Origin of the sequence: Psychrobacillus sp. NPDC096389, assembly GCF_044762855.1 — a bacterium.
Taxonomy (GTDB): Bacteria; Bacillota; Bacilli; order Bacillales_A; family Planococcaceae; genus Psychrobacillus.
Window position 1 is genome coordinate 325,163 of sequence record NZ_JBIWFB010000004.1, and the last position, 15,647, is coordinate 340,809.

At 38.3% G+C, this 15,647-nt stretch carries 18 protein-coding genes, 8 tRNA genes and 1 rRNA gene; 26 read left to right on the top strand and 1 reads right to left on the bottom strand.

The annotated features are described in order from the left end of the window. The first annotated feature begins 256 nt into the window (after window positions 1–256). Together ACIQ38_RS13170 and ACIQ38_RS13175 are read left to right on the top strand one after the other, a co-directional pair. Entirely contained in the window at window positions 257–736 is a 480-nt protein-coding gene (locus tag ACIQ38_RS13170; protein WP_402823482.1) for a PH domain-containing protein, read from the top strand. Further along, window positions 729–2,231 (top strand): PH domain-containing protein, encoded by a 1,503-nt coding sequence (locus ACIQ38_RS13175; RefSeq protein ID WP_402823485.1) that lies wholly within the window; start codon window positions 729–731, stop codon window positions 2,229–2,231. The genes ACIQ38_RS13170 and ACIQ38_RS13175 overlap by 8 nt, the downstream gene beginning before the upstream one ends. Window positions 2,232–2,243: 12 nt before the next feature. On the opposite strand, the gene ACIQ38_RS13180 is transcribed toward ACIQ38_RS13175, so the two are convergent. Further along, window positions 2,244–2,873, bottom strand: a complete 630-nt coding sequence (locus tag ACIQ38_RS13180; RefSeq protein ID WP_402823488.1) for a rhomboid family intramembrane serine protease — start codon at window positions 2,871–2,873, stop codon at window positions 2,244–2,246. Between the two features lie 67 nt (window positions 2,874–2,940). Between ACIQ38_RS13180 and acpS the strand changes: the two genes are divergently transcribed. From acpS to ACIQ38_RS13300, 24 genes are all read left to right on the top strand, one after another. Next, on the top strand, window positions 2,941–3,294 hold the full coding sequence (acpS, locus tag ACIQ38_RS13185) for a holo-ACP synthase (protein WP_402823491.1): 354 nt from the start codon (window positions 2,941–2,943) through the stop codon (window positions 3,292–3,294). Between the two features lie 58 nt (window positions 3,295–3,352). Beyond that, window positions 3,353–4,375 (top strand): LolA family protein, encoded by a 1,023-nt coding sequence (locus ACIQ38_RS13190; RefSeq protein WP_402823494.1) that lies wholly within the window; start codon window positions 3,353–3,355, stop codon window positions 4,373–4,375. 106 nt (window positions 4,376–4,481) lie between these two features. After that, on the top strand, window positions 4,482–5,588 hold the full coding sequence (gene alr / locus ACIQ38_RS13195; protein WP_402823497.1) for an alanine racemase: 1,107 nt from the start codon (window positions 4,482–4,484) through the stop codon (window positions 5,586–5,588). 132 nt (window positions 5,589–5,720) lie between these two features. Continuing rightward, window positions 5,721–6,002 carry a transcriptional regulator gene (locus ACIQ38_RS13200; RefSeq protein ID WP_402823500.1) on the top strand — a complete coding sequence of 94 codons (282 nt, stop codon included), beginning with the start codon at window positions 5,721–5,723 and terminating at the stop codon, window positions 6,000–6,002. Window positions 6,003–6,006: 4 nt separating this feature from the next. After that, complete coding sequence (locus ACIQ38_RS13205; RefSeq protein ID WP_093271851.1) at window positions 6,007–6,357, top strand: type II toxin-antitoxin system PemK/MazF family toxin; 351 nt, start codon at window positions 6,007–6,009, stop codon at window positions 6,355–6,357. Window positions 6,358–6,492: 135 nt separating this feature from the next. Continuing rightward, window positions 6,493–7,320 carry an STAS domain-containing protein gene (locus tag ACIQ38_RS13210; protein WP_402823503.1) on the top strand — a complete coding sequence of 276 codons (828 nt, stop codon included), beginning with the start codon at window positions 6,493–6,495 and terminating at the stop codon, window positions 7,318–7,320. Further along, window positions 7,320–7,682: an STAS domain-containing protein gene (locus ACIQ38_RS13215; protein ID WP_402823506.1), complete on the top strand. Its 363-nt coding sequence runs from the start codon at window positions 7,320–7,322 to the stop codon at window positions 7,680–7,682. The genes ACIQ38_RS13210 and ACIQ38_RS13215 overlap by 1 nt, the downstream gene beginning before the upstream one ends. 6 nt (window positions 7,683–7,688) lie before the next feature. Continuing rightward, on the top strand, window positions 7,689–8,090 hold the full coding sequence (locus tag ACIQ38_RS13220; RefSeq protein WP_402823509.1) for an anti-sigma regulatory factor: 402 nt from the start codon (window positions 7,689–7,691) through the stop codon (window positions 8,088–8,090). A 21-nt stretch (window positions 8,091–8,111) separates the two neighbouring features. Next, window positions 8,112–9,110 carry a PP2C family protein-serine/threonine phosphatase gene (locus tag ACIQ38_RS13225; RefSeq protein WP_402823512.1) on the top strand — a complete coding sequence of 333 codons (999 nt, stop codon included), beginning with the start codon at window positions 8,112–8,114 and terminating at the stop codon, window positions 9,108–9,110. A gap of 80 nt (window positions 9,111–9,190) precedes the next feature. After that, window positions 9,191–9,538: an anti-sigma factor antagonist gene (locus ACIQ38_RS13230; RefSeq protein WP_402823515.1), complete on the top strand. Its 348-nt coding sequence runs from the start codon at window positions 9,191–9,193 to the stop codon at window positions 9,536–9,538. Continuing rightward, window positions 9,525–9,995 carry an anti-sigma B factor RsbW gene (gene rsbW / locus ACIQ38_RS13235; protein WP_402823518.1) on the top strand — a complete coding sequence of 157 codons (471 nt, stop codon included), beginning with the start codon at window positions 9,525–9,527 and terminating at the stop codon, window positions 9,993–9,995. The genes ACIQ38_RS13230 and rsbW overlap by 14 nt, the downstream gene beginning before the upstream one ends. Next, window positions 9,973–10,758 carry an RNA polymerase sigma factor SigB gene (sigB, locus tag ACIQ38_RS13240; protein WP_402823521.1) on the top strand — a complete coding sequence of 262 codons (786 nt, stop codon included), beginning with the start codon at window positions 9,973–9,975 and terminating at the stop codon, window positions 10,756–10,758. The genes rsbW and sigB overlap by 23 nt, the downstream gene beginning before the upstream one ends. Beyond that, on the top strand, window positions 10,755–11,351 hold the full coding sequence (locus ACIQ38_RS13245) for a SpoIIE family protein phosphatase (protein ID WP_402823524.1): 597 nt from the start codon (window positions 10,755–10,757) through the stop codon (window positions 11,349–11,351). Before sigB ends, ACIQ38_RS13245 begins: the two co-directional genes overlap by 4 nt. Before the next feature lie 60 nt (window positions 11,352–11,411). After that, window positions 11,412–13,580 carry a Tex family protein gene (locus ACIQ38_RS13250; protein ID WP_402823527.1) on the top strand — a complete coding sequence of 723 codons (2,169 nt, stop codon included), beginning with the start codon at window positions 11,412–11,414 and terminating at the stop codon, window positions 13,578–13,580. 65 nt (window positions 13,581–13,645) lie between these two features. After that, window positions 13,646–14,116: a SprT family protein gene (locus ACIQ38_RS13255; protein ID WP_402823530.1), complete on the top strand. Its 471-nt coding sequence runs from the start codon at window positions 13,646–13,648 to the stop codon at window positions 14,114–14,116. 80 nt (window positions 14,117–14,196) lie between these two features. Then, window positions 14,197–14,271: transfer RNA gene (locus ACIQ38_RS13260), tRNA-Asn, on the top strand. A gap of 6 nt (window positions 14,272–14,277) precedes the next feature. Beyond that, window positions 14,278–14,349, top strand: a tRNA-Glu gene (locus ACIQ38_RS13265). Between the two features lie 21 nt (window positions 14,350–14,370). After that, window positions 14,371–14,446: transfer RNA gene (locus ACIQ38_RS13270), tRNA-Asp, on the top strand. A gap of 3 nt (window positions 14,447–14,449) precedes the next feature. Continuing rightward, a tRNA-Gln gene (locus ACIQ38_RS13275) sits at window positions 14,450–14,524 on the top strand. A gap of 11 nt (window positions 14,525–14,535) precedes the next feature. Next, a tRNA-Lys gene (locus ACIQ38_RS13280) sits at window positions 14,536–14,608 on the top strand. Between the two features lie 64 nt (window positions 14,609–14,672). Beyond that, window positions 14,673–14,759: transfer RNA gene (locus tag ACIQ38_RS13285), tRNA-Leu, on the top strand. Between the two features lie 13 nt (window positions 14,760–14,772). Next, a tRNA-Arg gene (locus ACIQ38_RS13290) sits at window positions 14,773–14,849 on the top strand. 29 nt (window positions 14,850–14,878) lie between these two features. Next, window positions 14,879–14,952, top strand: a tRNA-Gly gene (locus ACIQ38_RS13295). A 139-nt stretch (window positions 14,953–15,091) separates the two neighbouring features. After that, window positions 15,092–15,647, top strand: a 16S ribosomal RNA gene (locus ACIQ38_RS13300); the annotation flags it as partial.

The following is a 15,647-nucleotide window of genomic DNA, read 5'->3' on the forward strand; positions in this document are numbered from 1 at the left end:
GAGATCGTCCAACTTCGAGGAGAGACCGCTCAACCTACGTACAAGTGGCGAGAATGACTCTACGCTCTCCAGCGTTAATCATAGCGAATATACTAGGACGTATCATCCTTAAACTGTGAACGATTTTTTTTAATGAGTATTTATTATTCCTAAAATAAGCAGAATAGGATAATTCACTAGCCTAGAAACATTCCTTTTTAATTTGAAACATTTCCTCCCTAAAATCGTATACAATACAAGGGAAGAGGTGTTGATAATGAGAGCAGAACCAATAAATAGAATATCGGAAAAAGGATTACGTGTGTGGAGAATCTATGGTGTCTTTCAAACACTCATTGCATTGCTACTCGGTACAGGAGTGGGAGTTATAAATTTCTTTACAGGCGAGTACATTTGGCTGTACATAGTGGATGTGGTAATCGTATTAATCATTGCTTACTTGCTAATTTATTTATTTCCAAAAGTAAGATGGATGCGTTGGCGCTATGAAGTAAGAGAACAAGAAATAGAACTGCAGCATGGTTTATTTGTTGTAAAACGGACACTAGTACCAATGGTTCGTGTGCAACATGTTGACACAGAGCAAGGACCCATTTTACGAAAATATGATTTGGCATCTATTACAATTTCCACAGCAGCAACGAATCATACAATACCCGCACTAATTACGGCAGAAGCGGATGAACTACGTGGCAGAATTTCTGTACTTGCAAGGGTGGCGGAAGATGATGTCTAAAGAAAAATATAAATTACATCCGATTTCTGCAGTGATCAATTTTGTAAAAGTATTAAAAGATATGATAATCCCATTTATTGTAGTAATCGCCGTCAATGGATTTGGTGGAAGTGAGGATTCTGGGGATTGGTCCTCTTATATTATGTATGGTATTTATACAATTGTTTTAATCTTTTTATTGGTTAGTGGCATTATTAAATGGAAACGTTTCAGGTATTGGTTCGAAGATGAGGAACTTCGTATTGAATATGGTTTATTTGTGAAGAAAAAGCGATATATCCCTTTTGAGCGAATTCAAAGTTTGAACTATACAGAAGGTATTTTTCACAGACCTTTTGGTTTAGTGAAAGTAAAAGTAGAAACAGCTGGTGGAGGCGCTACTAAAGAAGCGGATGCAGAACTAACAGCGATTACAAAAGTAGCAGCAGAACAGATTAAATATGAAATGCTACACGCGAAAAATAAACTACCAGAAGAGTTAGAGGAGTCTCTGGAAGTACAACCACTTGTAAAAGAGGAAAAACGACCAATTTTTAAAATGTCAGGAAAAGACTTGTTTATACTGGCGAGCACTTCTGGTGGAGTAGGGGTATTTTTCTCAGGGCTAGCCGTCTTTGTTTCTCAATTTTCAAATGTTATTCCATATGAAGCGATTTATGAAGAAATCGTTGTGTTCATACGTTTTGGAGCACTTATTGTGGCCTTAGTTGTTTTTGTTGTTTTGTTAATCGCTTGGATTGTATCCGTGGTGCTCACGTTCATTAACTATTATGAATTTACAATTGTAGTAGAGGATGAAGAGATTATTATTACAAGAGGATTGTTAGAAAAGAAAAAAGTAACGATTCCACTTTCCCGAATTCAAGGGATACGAGTAGTTGAAAATCCTTTGCGTCAACTTATGGGCTATGCAGCGGTAATTGTGGATAGTGCTGGGGGTTCTTTAGCGGAAAAAGATGAAAAGATCCGTTTAATTCCACTTATTAAAAAAGAGAAAATAACACCAATATTAGAAGAAATATTTCCAGAACTTCAATTTAATCCTGCCCTTACGAAAGTACCGAGAAGGTCGAGAAGATTTTTCTATCGTTTAGATTTTATATGGATGATTCCAGTTGCAGCGGCAGTTAGTTATTTTTTCTTTCCCTTTGGCTTATTCTCCTTGCTGTTATTTCCACTAAGCTATGGGCTTGGAATTTGGCAACAGAAAACAGCGGGCTTTTATATGAATGAACGTCAGTTGGTTATACAATATCGTCTATTTAGTAAAACAAGGGTGTGGATGGAGAAAAAACGGATTCAATCGATGACGGAAAGAACTACTATTTTTCAAAAAAGAGCGGATGTTTCTTCTATTATTACAACGATTAAATCTGGTGTGACCGGAGCATCTACCATCATCCCGCATATCGATAAATCAGATGCAGAAATGTTATTTGATTGGTACGAACCATATCGAAAAACAAACATAGAAAAAGAACAGCCACTAGACTAGGCTGTTCTTTTTTTACTTTACTGATTTTAAGTGGCTTTTACGTGCTCTCCAAGCTGCAATTCTCTTTGGGTGGAAGTAAATAAAACCAATCACAAACCCGGTTATGAGACCTGCAATATGTGAAGTGGCATTAATACGTGGTTGAAGAAATGTCATAACAACACCTATTACTATTATTGGGACAATAATTTGTTTTAGCTGTGGCATGAAATTTCTTGTATAATAAACCAATGCTCCGAATGCGCCGAGAATACCGTAAATTGCCCCACTAGCGCCTACACTCATGTAATTCCAATCATGTATTAAATATGTGGCGATATTACCTACTAAACCAGCCAACATATAAATGGTTAAGAAACGAGCCTTACCCGCAATCTGTTCCAACTCTGGACCAAATAGATAAAGTGAGAACATATTGAATAACAGATGAAAAAAAGTTGCGTGTAAAAACATAGGGGTAACTAAACGCCAATATTCCCCTTCACTAATAAGTAAATTAAAATGGATCCCTTTAGAGTATATTGCGTCTCCGAGAATAGGAATATTTGTTAAAATATAAATAGCGATATTTAAAGCAAGTAAAGTAGAAACGACCGGATATAATCGAATGTACTGTTTAAAATTTTCTGTTCTCGTAAACATTATTTCACCTCAATTTTTCTACTAATAGTATAGCGTGTATAAGTTACATTTGAAAGGAGAAACGCTCATGATTACTGGAATAGGTTTAGATATAACGGAATTAATTAGAATAAAAAAAATTAAAGAAAAAACAAGTAAATTTGAAGAGCGTATTTTAACGAACAAAGAAATTGTACAAATGCATCAATTATCTACTTCGCGACAAATTGAATTTTTAGCAGGTCGATTTGCAGCAAAAGAAGCATATTCCAAAGCGTTAGGAACGGGAATAGGAAAAGAATGTAGCTTTCATGATATTGAAATCTTAAAGGAAAATAACGGGAAACCAAGTCTTTATTTTAAAGGAAAACGTGTAAATGGCTTTGTCTCCATCACCCATACAAAAGAATATGCAGCCGCTCAAGTAATTCTACAATCATAACCGGTCGTCCAACTACATACAATGAACGAACGCAGTGATAATAGAAAGGATGGACTGATTGAAAAGCCGAGTGGCCAAACTGTTATTTGTATTAGCAATGATGATCCTGGTACTATCTGCATGTGGAGCTGAGTCAAAAGAAGATGTATTAAAAAAATTGAGTAATAAGTGGGTGGATGCAAAAGGATATGAGTTAACTGCGGAGATGAGCATCTTAACTGGTCAAGAGCCGAGAGTGTATGGTGTGGAAGTTTGGCATACAAAGCCTGATTTTTACCGCGTAAAAGTATCGGATGCGAATACTGAAAATACGCAAATGATTGTACGCAATACAGAAGGAGTTTTTGTTGTAACACCAGCGCTTAACAAAACGTATAAGTTCCAAAGTAACTGGCCTGCGGAAAATAGCCAAGCTTACTTAATCGGTTCGCTTGCGCAAGATATTAAAAATGATAAATCTTCTACATTCAAAGAAGAAGGAAATAACTATGTATTCGAAACGAAAACATCGAACAATCACAAAAACATGCTGCCAACTCAAAGAATTTACATCGACAAAAAGACTTTATTGCCAAAAGATGTTGCGATATTAAATGAAAATAACGAAGAACAAATTCACATTAAATTCAAGCAAGTATCTCTTGGTAAAACACATGCAGCAGGAGAGTATAAAATTAGTCAGACACCAACTGGTAAAGCAGAAGAGGGTACTGTAGAAGCATCAGCAGAGATGGAGAACAAAGAATTTGAAACACATTATCCTGTCATTCAATGGGAAGGTGTTCACTTAATCGATGAAAAAGAGATGAAAGTGGAAGACGATAAACGAGTTATTTTAACATTTAGTGGTGAAAAAGAGTTTACGATTATTCAGCAATTAAGCGATCCAAGTACATCTTCTACAATACCAGTATTTGCACCAGGTGACCCTGTAGACCTAGGGGTAGCAGTTGGAGCAGTAACAGATCAGTCTCTTAGTTGGGAACAAGATGGCATGTCATTCTTCATCGCCTCTACATCTTTGACGAAAGAAGAAATGATTGAAGTAGCAGCATCTATGACGATCGCTGGACTGAAATAAAATTTGGACGAAGCTACATCGAGGCGTAATTGATTGACGACTTCTTCTCACAAGTAGGATAATTAGAAAAATAATCGTAAACCAAATGAAAAAAGAGGGAAGTCTCATGACTCATCCATACTATCGACCAACATTTATACACGTAAATTTACAAGCAATTAAGACTAATATCAAACGCTTAAAAGAAATGCTGCCGGAACATACCAATATAATGGCTGTTGTAAAAGCAAATGCATATGGGCATGGGGCAATTGAAGTGGCGAATACTGCCTTACAGGCAGGAGCTACACAATTAGCCGTCGCGTCTCCGGAGGAAGCGATTCAGTTAAGAGATGCAGGAATCACTGCGGATATACTTGTTCTCGGAGCTTCCCCGATCGCTTTTTTACCCTTTGCAACAGAACACAACATTACCTTAACAGCATATTCATTCGAGTGGTTATTTGCTACAAGTCACTATACAAAACCTTTTAAAGTGCATATGAAAATTGACAGCGGTATGGGGCGTCTTGGCATTGTAGAAGAAGAAGAATTAAAGAGAGCACTTGCTTTCATTAAAGAAAAAAATTGGATAGAAGTAACGGGTGTATATACCCATTTTTCGACAGCAGATGAAGAAGACGAATATCAATTAAAGAAACAAATAGCGGCTTTCGAGCGGATGCTTCGTTTATTTGAACAACGACCGGCAACCATACACTCTTCCAATAGTGCGGCAACGCTTAGAATCCCCAGTCAATATTGGGATGCTGTACGTTTTGGTATATCGATGTATGGGATTGCCCCATCATCTTGGATCGGAGAGAATCTTCCATTTCCCTTGGAAACAGCCCTTTCACTACATACAGAAGTAGTGCATGTGAAGAAAGTGAAAAAAGGTGCCACAATAGGCTATGGTGCGGAATACACGGCTTCATCGGATGAATGGATTGCAACGCTTCCGATTGGTTATGCAGATGGATTCCTTCGAAAATTGCATAACCAATTCGTTCTAATAAAAGGAAAGAGAATGCCGATTGTTGGTAAAATTTGCATGGATCAATGCATGATCCGTTTAGATGAACAAGTGAGTATCGGTGAAAAAGTGGTATTGCTAGGGAAACAAATGAATGAAGAGATTAGAATAGAAGAATGGGCAAACGCTTTGCAGACAATACCATATGAAATTTGCTGTACCTTCTCTAATAGACTCCCTAGATTATATAGTGAATAACTCTTCGACAAAACTCGTACTCCGTGCATGATTTGTCTAACCATTTCTTATAATGTCTTTTATTATGCCTCTAGTAATGGTAAGATTAAGTATATTGTCATATAGGGAAATGTTTTGTCGGAGGTGTTTGCTGTGGTAAGTGGAAAAAAGAAAAAGGAAGCAATTATCGAGCTTCCAAAGCAAATGGTTAATGAAGGAGTAAAGATTGTCAAACAATCATTAGCTACTAGTGAAAATATTGCTCGTGTCCAAGCAAATGAATACATTAAGAAAGGCCAGGCAAATCTTATAAGAGAAGCGATGATGAAAGGTTATGTTGAGATGTCTCATATAAATTTATCCATAAGTTCGGAATGTTTACATGCAGAATATGAAGCGCAACATACGACAGAGCGACTCGTAAGTGGAGGATGAAAACTTGATCGTAAAACGTGGGGACGTTTTTTTTGCAGATTTATCACCTGTAATCGGGTCTGAGCAAGGTGGAACCAGACCCGTTTTGGTGATTCAAAATGATATAGGAAATCGATTCAGTCCTACTGTTATCATCGCGGCCATTACTGCACAGATTCAAAAAGCGAAATTGCCAACACATGTAGAAATCAATGCGAAACAGTATGATTTTGAACGAGATTCAGTTATCTTGTTAGAACAATTGCGTACGATAGACAAATCTAGGTTGACGGATAAAATTACGCATTTAGATGAAGATGTTATGTGTGAGGTAGATCATGCATTAGGTATCAGCTTAGGAATTGTAAAATTTTAATACATAGACAAAACGCAATGTGTAGCCGACAAATACGCATTGTGTTTTTTATTTTTGCCTTAAAAGATGTAAAATAGCCTGATTTTCGTTAGAATATAATTACGAGTATTTAAAAGAGGAGTTGTACGATAGAATATGGACAAACAAATTGCAACATACATTCAAGTAAATATAGACAATATTTTAGAAAAGTGGAAAGTGAAAATGGAAGATGATCAAGATGACCGTTTCTTTCAAATAATGTCGGATCAAGTGGTTGATACTGCAGTTCGCGAATTTGGTGAATTGATGGTTTCTAGTTTAACAGCAAGTGAAGAGACCTACGATGAAAAGTTGAAGGATTTTTCTATTCAAATTGTTCGTTATGGCTGGTCGATCACTTTTGTGTTAAGAGCACTTACCAATTTTACCGAAGTAATCTATGAAGAAATGGAAGAAGCGGGATCGTTAAATGAAAGTAATTATAAATCATTTAGAGAAATATTGACAAAGTGGATTACTCCTCTTAATCATAGTGTGGTAGATGCTTATTCTAAAGTATGGGAAAAAACTGTGAGCTTACAAAAAATTGCATTGCAAGAACTTTCGGCATCTCTCATTCCTGTATTTGATAAAATCTCTGTCATGCCGCTAGTAGGTACGATTGATACGGAACGCGCCAAACTTATCATGGAAAACTTACTACAAGGCGTTGTAAAGCATCGTGCAGAGGTTGTGTTGATTGATATTACTGGTGTTCCTGTAGTAGATACAATGGTCGCTCATCATATTATTCAGGCGGCGGATGCAGTTCGTTTAGTAGGGGCCAAATGTATGCTTGTTGGTATACGCCCAGAAATTGCACAAACAATTGTAACGCTCGGTATAAATTTGACTGATTTTACTACGACGAGTACATTGCAAAGAGGTATGGAACAAGCTCTGGCTTTAACAAATCGAGCGATTGTAGAGGTGGATTCATAATGATGGCAAGAATTCCAATTTTAAAACTAAGAGACTGCTTAATCGTTTCTATCCAATGGGAATTAGATGATCAAACTGCGTTAGCATTCCAAGAAGATTTATTGGCCAAATTGCATACAACTGCTGCAAGAGGAGTAGTACTTGATTTGACTCCAATTGACTTTATTGATTCGTTCATCGCAAAAGTACTTGGAGATGTCATTAATATGTCTGGCTTAATGGGGGCAAAAGTAGTTATTACAGGTATACAGCCTGCCGTTGCCATTACATTAATCGAACTAGGTATTAGACTAGAAAACGTTGTAACGGCGTTAGATTTAGAAAATGGATTGGAAAAATTAGAACGAGAATTGGAGGACTAATCCATTATGAACTTAAGGTCTTCTGTTGATATTATAACGGAGTGGGACATCGTTGCTGCTAGGCAGCTTGGAAGAAATGAAGCGAAAGATGTTGGTTTCGGTACAGTTGACCAAGCTAGAATTACAACAGCGATTAGTGAACTTGCTCGTAATATTTATTTATATGCTGGAAAAGGAAACATAGAAATAAAACAAATTACAGAAGGCAATCTTAAAGGGTTATTAGTTATTGCATCCGACAAGGGTCCAGGCATTGCAGACGTTCGCAAAGTGATGGAAGATGGGTTTACAACATCAGGGGGATTAGGGGCTGGATTACCTGGAGTGAAAAGGCTCATGGATAACTTTAAGATTGAAACGGTAGTAGGCGAAGGAACGGTGATTACAGCAACCAAGTGGATGAGGTAGTTAGGAAGGATGGAGTAAATAATGCCTCAAGAATTTAAAAAGCAATATAAAGAAATATTAGAACAGTATATATTAAGACAGACGGAACATAATTTATACGAAGGGCAAAATATTAGTAGGCAACTTATTCAGAAGAATATCTCTCCTGAGGAAGTAATTAGCATACATAAGGCGTCTTTAGAAGAGATTATGCTGGATTTACCAAAAGAAGTATGGCATTCATTTGATCTACTCATTGAAGTGATGGTTCGTTATGGGTTAGCACTCAAAGAACACCAAACGTTAATCCAAAAACAGCAGAATATCAAAATGGAAATGGAACTTGCTGCGAATGTGCAACAAACATTACTGAAAACGAAAGTACCGAAAATAGTAGATTTAGATATCGGCATGATTTCTGTGCCTGCAAAAGAAATGAACGGAGATTACGCGCACTTTTTGCATGACAGTGAACATGTAGGGATAGCAGTAGCAGACGTTATCGGAAAAGGTATTCCTGCAGCGTTGTGTATGTCTATGATTAAATATGGGATGGACAGTCTGGACGGGGCAGAAACAAATCCAGTAGTTGTGTTAGATGTGATCAACCGAATCGTGGAGAAAAGTGTAAGCGACTCAATGTTTATATCGATGTTTTACGGAAAATATGATACGCCGAAAAGTGAATTTACGTATGCTTCGGCAGGACATGAACCACCACTTTTTTACTGTTCGGAGTCATCTAGTTTTTCTGAATTACAGGCGAAAGGTCTACTGTTAGGTGTTATTCCAAATGTAAAGTATGAACAACATTCCATCACCCTAAATAAAGGCGACTTTGTTGTGATGATGACAGATGGGGTAACGGAATGCCGTTCAAAAGAGGGCTTTATCGAACAGCAAACGATTATGGATATTATTGAAAATGTAAAAGATCAACCTGCCCAGGAAATGGTAGAATATGTGTTTCATAAGTTGGAAGAATTGCAAGACTTTGAACAACGAGATGACTTCACCCTTGTGATTTTCAAGAAAGTATAATCTTTTATAGCAAAGGATGTTTAACTTTAGTTGAATGGTGGTATAAAAAACACATATAGATAAAACGGGGGATAAAATACATGAATATTTCAGTAAAGCTACAACAAAAAGATTTGCTAATAGTTAACGGTATCATTTCAGGAGAAATTGATGCATTTACAGCGCCAGTTCTAAGAGAAAAACTATCTGAGATTGATCTTAAAGAAAACCTTCAAGTAATCATAGACTTATCAGATGTATCTTATATGGACAGTACAGGATTAGGAGTATTTGTTGGCTTTTATAAGAGTGTTAATGCTTCCAATGGTCATATGGAGTTAATCGGTCTTTCATCTCGTTTAAAACGATTGTTTGATATTACTGGTTTAGGCGAAATAATGGATATTCAAGCAAGTAGTGGAGAGGTGAAAATAGATGAAACCGTTTGATTATGTAGAAATTCGAATACCTGCAAAGCCACAATATGTAAGTGTAGCGCGTTTAACTATTTCGGGTTTAGCCAATCGAGTTGGATTTACATATGACGATATAGAGGATTTAAAAATAGCTGCGAGTGAGGCAATCACAAATGCAGTACAGCATGCCTATTCCGAAGATGAGGATGGCGAAGTTGTAATTGGATGTGCAATGTACGAAAGCAAAATTGAAATCATGGTAGCAGATCATGGAAAGAGTTTTGACTTCGAAGAAACGAAAGCGCAAGTTGGACCTTATAGTGAAATGGAGGAAGTATCCTTTTTAAGAGAAGGTGGGCTTGGGTTATATTTAATCGAAACATTAATGGACGAAGTAAAAGTCCATCAACAGGAAGGCATAACTGTATTTATGACGAAGCATGTCGGAATAGAGCAGGTGGATGGTAATGTCAAACACGTCTCTTCCTAACAAGCAATCCAAGGAAAAAATCCTAGAATGGATAAGTGAATATCAACAAACAGAGAGTGAAGAAGCTCAGACCAATTTAGTCTTAAATTACACTAGATTGGTTGAGTCTATTTCCAGAAAATATTCCAATGGTAAATCCCATCATGAGGATATTGTACAAGTTGGGATGGTAGGACTGCTCGGTGCAATACGGAGATATGATCCAACATTTGGTAAAAACTTTGAGGCATTCGCTATTCCAACAATCATAGGCGAGATTAAACGCTTTCTTCGAGACAAAACATGGGCAGTGCATGTACCAAGGAGAATAAAAGAACTTGGACCTAGAATTAGAGCAGCAGTAGAAACACTTACAATTGAATTTCAACGCTCTCCTTTAGTTCCCGAAATTGCCGAGTATTTAAATGTGGAAGTAGAAGATGTATTAGAAGCGATGGAAATGGGAAAAAGCTATCAAGCATTATCAATGGATCACTCTCTTGAATCCGATTCAGATGGAAGTACGATTACGTTATTTGATGTAATTGGAAAAGCAGACGGGGAATTCGAAAAGACAGATCAACGTTTACTTGTAGCCAATGCTCTTGGTGTGTTATCTGAACGTGAAAAGGAAGTAATTCAACTTACATATATGGAGCAACTGAGCCAAAAGGAAACAGGAGATCGACTTGGGATTTCACAAATGCATGTTTCGAGAATTCAAAGAAAAGCGATCAAAAAATTGCAAGAGGCAATATTAGCGTCAGGTGGAGTAGTTAAGTGAAAAATCTTTCAGACGAGAACGTAGAGTTATTAGTGTTTCAAGAAGCCAAGTCTGGTAATTTAGAATCGGGAGATACATACTATGTATCTAAAAACGAAGATTTCATGTTATGCGCTATTGCCGACGGTTTAGGGAACGGACCTATTGCAAAAGAATCTGCGGATATTATTCCAGAAATACTGGAGAAATACCCTGAAGAGTCACTTGATGAATTATTATTACTATGCAACGAACGGATGGTTCAAAAAAGAGGAGCGGCTGTTGCTCTCGTGAAAATCGATTACAGACTCCAAACGATATCCTATAGTTGCATAGGAAATATTAAGTTTTATATGTACCAACAAGAAACAGATAAAATGATTTACCCGCTACCTGTGATGGGCTATTTATCAGGTAGGAAACAAAAAGTAAAAACACAAACTTACGCATGTAAGAAAAATGACTTATTCATATTACATTCGGATGGTGTGAATATGAATAGTCCTAAAAAAACGATTAAAAGCGCACGAAACGCCAGGTGTCTCTACCATTCAGTTCTCGAATCCATTGAACATGGCGATGACGCGACTTTTATAGTAGGAAGCTTACTCTAGAAGATTAGAGTAAGCTTTTTTGTGTTAAAATATAACTTATACGGAAAGGGTGTGTTTGTTTTGGAAATAAAGAAAATGCTACAGCTCGTTTCTAAAGAAACAGGCGTAAAATCAACGCAAGCTGAACAGGTTATCAAATTATTAGAAGAAGGAAATACAGTTCCTTTTATAGCGCGTTATAGAAAAGAACAGACGGGATCTTTAGATGAGGTTCAAATAAAAGCAATTGAAGATCGCTACAACTACATACAACAATTAGAGCAGCGAAAAGAAGAAGTGATTCGTCTCATTGATGAACAAGGAAAGTTAACGGAAGAACTAAGCAGCGCTATCCAAAATGCAACCGTTCTACAACGATTGGAAGATTTATATCGTCCATTCAAACAAAAACGTAGAACAAAAGCGACTATTGCCAAAGAAAAAGGCTTAGAGCCACTTGCAAGCTTGTTAATGACTTTCCCTAAAGAGTCAATTGTTGTTCTAGCAAAAGACTTTTTGAATGAGGAACTAGAAGTGCTTACAATAGAAGATGCTCTTCAAGGAGCAAGAGACATTCTCGCGGAGCAATTTGCAGATGATGCAAAAATTCGCGAACAAATACGGAACATCTCACGTGCAGATGGACTAATGATTAGTTCTGTAAAAAAAGCAGAATTAGACGAAAAGAATGTATATGAAATGTACTATGAATACGAAGAACCGGTTAAAAAAATTGTACCACATCGTATTTTAGCGCTGAATCGCGGAGAAAAAGCGGATGTACTAAAAGTAAGCATTCAAGTTCCAATCAATAAAGTAACGACAGTCATGCAAACAGAATGGGTACCAACTCATTCATCAAGTGAAGCAGTAGAACATGTAAAACTGTCAATAGAAGATTCGTACAAACGATTAATACAACCTTCTGTAGAGCGTGAAATTCGAACGGAACTGACAGAAAAAGCAGAAGCGCAAGCAATTCATATTTTCTCTGAGAACTTGCGAAACCTTTTATTACAACCACCTTTAAAGGGGAAAGTAATTCTTGGAGTCGATCCTGCATACCGTACCGGCTGTAAACTAGCAGTAGTTGATGACACTGGTAAACTACTAGAGGTTTCCGCAATATATCCGCACGCACCGAAAATGGATGTAGAAGGTTCCAAAAAGAAAGTTCTTTCTTATATTAAGAAGTATCCAATTTCGTTGATCGCTATTGGCAACGGCACCGCTTCTCGTGAAACAGAGCAGTTTATAGTAGATTGTCTTAAAGAAGTGGATGGTGATGTGGCTTACGTGATTGTCAACGAAGCGGGAGCAAGTGTATATTCTGCCTCCGAAACCGCAAGACATGAGTTCCCTGACCTTCAAGTGGAGCAGCGAAGCGCTGTGTCAATCGCGAGAAGATTGCAAGATCCTTTAGCAGAACTGGTGAAAATAGATCCAAAAGCGGTAGGGGTAGGACAGTACCAGCACGACGTATCGCAGAAGAGATTATCCGAGTCACTCTCTTTTATAGTAGAAACTGCTGTTAACCAAGTAGGAGTTAACGTAAACACTGCATCTGCATCCCTGTTACAATACGTTTCAGGGCTATCCAAAACAGTCGCGGAAAACGTAGTGAATTTACGGAATGAGCAAGGAAGATTCACTTCTAGAGCACAACTAAAGAAAATACCTCGTCTAGGTGCGAAAACATATGAGCAAGCAATCGGATTTTTACGAGTACCAGATGCAAAAAATCCGTTCGACGCAACAGGAATTCATCCTGAAAGTTATAAGGCTGCTGAACAAGTTTTAGCAATCGTTGGCCTGAAAAAAGAACAAATTGGCTCTAAAGAAGCGGAAGAAGCTTTAAAAAACATATCTATAGAAGAAGTAAGTAAAGAATTAGAAATTGGCGACATTACATTAAAAGATATCGTAGACACATTGATCAAACCAGCGCGTGATCCACGAGAAGCTTTCCCGCAACCTATTCTGAAAACAGATGTACTTAAAATGGAAGATCTAAAAGCAGGAATGGAACTCCAAGGAACAGTTAGGAATGTAGTAGATTTTGGTGCCTTTGTAGATGTAGGGGTAAAACAGGATGGACTAGTCCACATTTCCAAATTGAAAAAAGGCTTTGTAAAACACCCGCTGGATGTAGTTTCGTTAGGTGATATAGTAACAGTATGGGTAGATCAATTCGATGCGAATAAAGGAAGAATTGCACTTACAATGCTTCCTCCAGAGCAACAAGTGTAATAAATGAGGGGTTGTCCAATGCTAAGGCATTGGACAATCTTTTTAAAACAGGAGTGGAACAGCATATGACAGATGAAAAATTGACTGAATTAGTTTGTAGTGTATCAAAAGAAGTTTTTAGGAAAGACTTTCGACATGATGCTTATTTTAATAAACGTCTTCGCACGACAGGTGGGAGATATATGTTAAGAACACATCATATAGAAATTAATCCGCTTGTTTTTGAAAAACACGGGATGGATGAATTGATCGGGGTGATCAAGCATGAGCTTTGTCATTATCATTTACATATAGAAGGAAAAGGGTATAAACATCGAGATGGAGATTTTAGAGAGCTTTTAAAAAGAACTAATTCTCCAAGATTTTGTTCAACTCTTGTAGAGCAGAATGAGAGAGTAAGAAGTAAAATCTACACATATAAATGCGTAAAATGCTCTTTGTTATATAATCGGAAAATTCGTTTAAATACGAGCAAATACAGATGTGGCAAGTGTTTGGGAGACCTTATTTTAGTTTCTTCAAAAAAACTTAAATAAATTCCATAAAAGTAGTTGACGTTTTGTAAAAGGCTCTCTATAATAGAAAAAGTCGAGAAGAACAAAACGACAAAAAATATTCCGAAGTAGCTCAGTGGTAGAGCAATCGGCTGTTAACCGATTGGTCGTAGGTTCGAGTCCTACCTTCGGAGCCATTATATGGCCCCTTGGTCAAGCGGTTAAGACACCGCCCTTTCACGGCGGTAACACGGGTTCGAATCCCGTAGGGGTCATTTCGATTGTATATCTTTAAAGGTCCCGTGGTGTAGCGGTTAACATGCCTGCCTGTCACGCAGGAGATCGCCGGTTCGATCCCGGTCGGGACCGCCATGTTGGGGTATAGCCAAGCGGTAAGGCAACGGATTTTGATTCCGTCATGCCCTGGTTCGAATCCAGGTACCCCAGCCATTTATTTGTACGAGCCATTAGCTCAGTTGGTAGAGCATCTGACTTTTAATCAGAGGGTCGAAGGTTCGAGTCCTTCATGGCTCATCATTTATTGTTGACAAGCTTAGTTGAAAAGAGTATAGTAAGACTTGTCCTAACTAATAACTACGCGGTCGTGGCGGAATGGCAGACGCGCTAGGTTGAGGGCCTAGTGGGGGATAACCCCGTGGAGGTTCAAGTCCTCTCGGCCGCACCAAAGCACACATTAAGCGCCCGTAGCTCAATTGGATAGAGCGTCTGACTACGGATCAGAAGGTTGTGGGTTCGACTCCTGCCGGGCGCGCCAAACAAACAATAATATGAAACTTTATATATGCGGGTGTAGTTTAGTGGTAAAACCTCAGCCTTCCAAGCTGATGATGAGAGTTCGATTCTCTTCACCCGCTCCATTATTTAAACCATGAACATTGAAAACTGAACATGCAAAACGTTAAGATATATAGCTTATTGATTAATTTCATAAGCAAACAAATTTGACATCATTTAATGATGATGCCAGCAAAACAACATGAGCTTTTTAAGTTCTCTATTATGGAGAGTTTGATCCTGGCTCAGGACGAACGCTGGCGGCGTGCCTAATACATGCAAGTCGAGCGAATGACGAAGAAGCTTGCTTCTTCTGATTTAGCGGCGGACGGGTGAGTAACACGTGGGCAACCTGCCCTGTAGATTGGGATAACTCCGGGAAACCGGGGCTAATACCGAATAATCCATTTCCTCACATGTGGAGATGTTAAAAGACGGTCTCGGCTGTCACTACAGGATGGGCCCGCGGCGCATTAGCTAGTTGGTGAGGTAACGGCTCACCAAGGCGACGATGCGTAGCCGACCTGAGAGGGTGATCGGCCACACTGGGACTGAGACACGGCCCAGACTCCTACGGGAGGCAGCAGTAGGGAATCTTCCACAATGGACGAAAGTCTGATGGAGCAACGCCGCGTGAGTGAAGAAGGTTTTCGGATCGTAAAACTCTGTTGTGAGGGAAGAACAAGTACGAGAGTAACTGCTCGTACCTTGACGGTACCTCATTAGAAAGCCACGGCTAACTACGTGCCAGCAGCCGCGGTAATACGTAGGTGGCAAG

What these genes read in the sequence shown, in the direction of transcription:
- ACIQ38_RS13170 (WP_402823482.1), top strand. Translation starts at nt 257, where the DNA reads ATGAGAGCAGAACCAATAAATAGAATATCGGAAAAAGGATTACGTGTG.
- ACIQ38_RS13175 (WP_402823485.1), top strand. Translation starts at nt 729, where the DNA reads ATGTCTAAAGAAAAATATAAATTACATCCGATTTCTGCAGTGATCAAT.
- ACIQ38_RS13180 (WP_402823488.1), bottom strand. Translation starts at nt 2,873, where the DNA reads ATGTTTACGAGAACAGAAAATTTTAAACAGTACATTCGATTATATCCG.
- acpS (WP_402823491.1), top strand. Translation starts at nt 2,941, where the DNA reads ATGATTACTGGAATAGGTTTAGATATAACGGAATTAATTAGAATAAAA.
- alr (WP_402823497.1), top strand. Translation starts at nt 4,482, where the DNA reads ATGACTCATCCATACTATCGACCAACATTTATACACGTAAATTTACAA.
- ACIQ38_RS13210 (WP_402823503.1), top strand. Translation starts at nt 6,493, where the DNA reads ATGGACAAACAAATTGCAACATACATTCAAGTAAATATAGACAATATT.
- ACIQ38_RS13215 (WP_402823506.1), top strand. Translation starts at nt 7,320, where the DNA reads ATGATGGCAAGAATTCCAATTTTAAAACTAAGAGACTGCTTAATCGTT.
- ACIQ38_RS13220 (WP_402823509.1), top strand. Translation starts at nt 7,689, where the DNA reads ATGAACTTAAGGTCTTCTGTTGATATTATAACGGAGTGGGACATCGTT.
- ACIQ38_RS13225 (WP_402823512.1), top strand. Translation starts at nt 8,112, where the DNA reads ATGCCTCAAGAATTTAAAAAGCAATATAAAGAAATATTAGAACAGTAT.
- ACIQ38_RS13230 (WP_402823515.1), top strand. Translation starts at nt 9,191, where the DNA reads ATGAATATTTCAGTAAAGCTACAACAAAAAGATTTGCTAATAGTTAAC.
- rsbW (WP_402823518.1), top strand. Translation starts at nt 9,525, where the DNA reads ATGAAACCGTTTGATTATGTAGAAATTCGAATACCTGCAAAGCCACAA.
- sigB (WP_402823521.1), top strand. Translation starts at nt 9,973, where the DNA reads ATGTCAAACACGTCTCTTCCTAACAAGCAATCCAAGGAAAAAATCCTA.
- ACIQ38_RS13255 (WP_402823530.1), top strand. Translation starts at nt 13,646, where the DNA reads ATGACAGATGAAAAATTGACTGAATTAGTTTGTAGTGTATCAAAAGAA.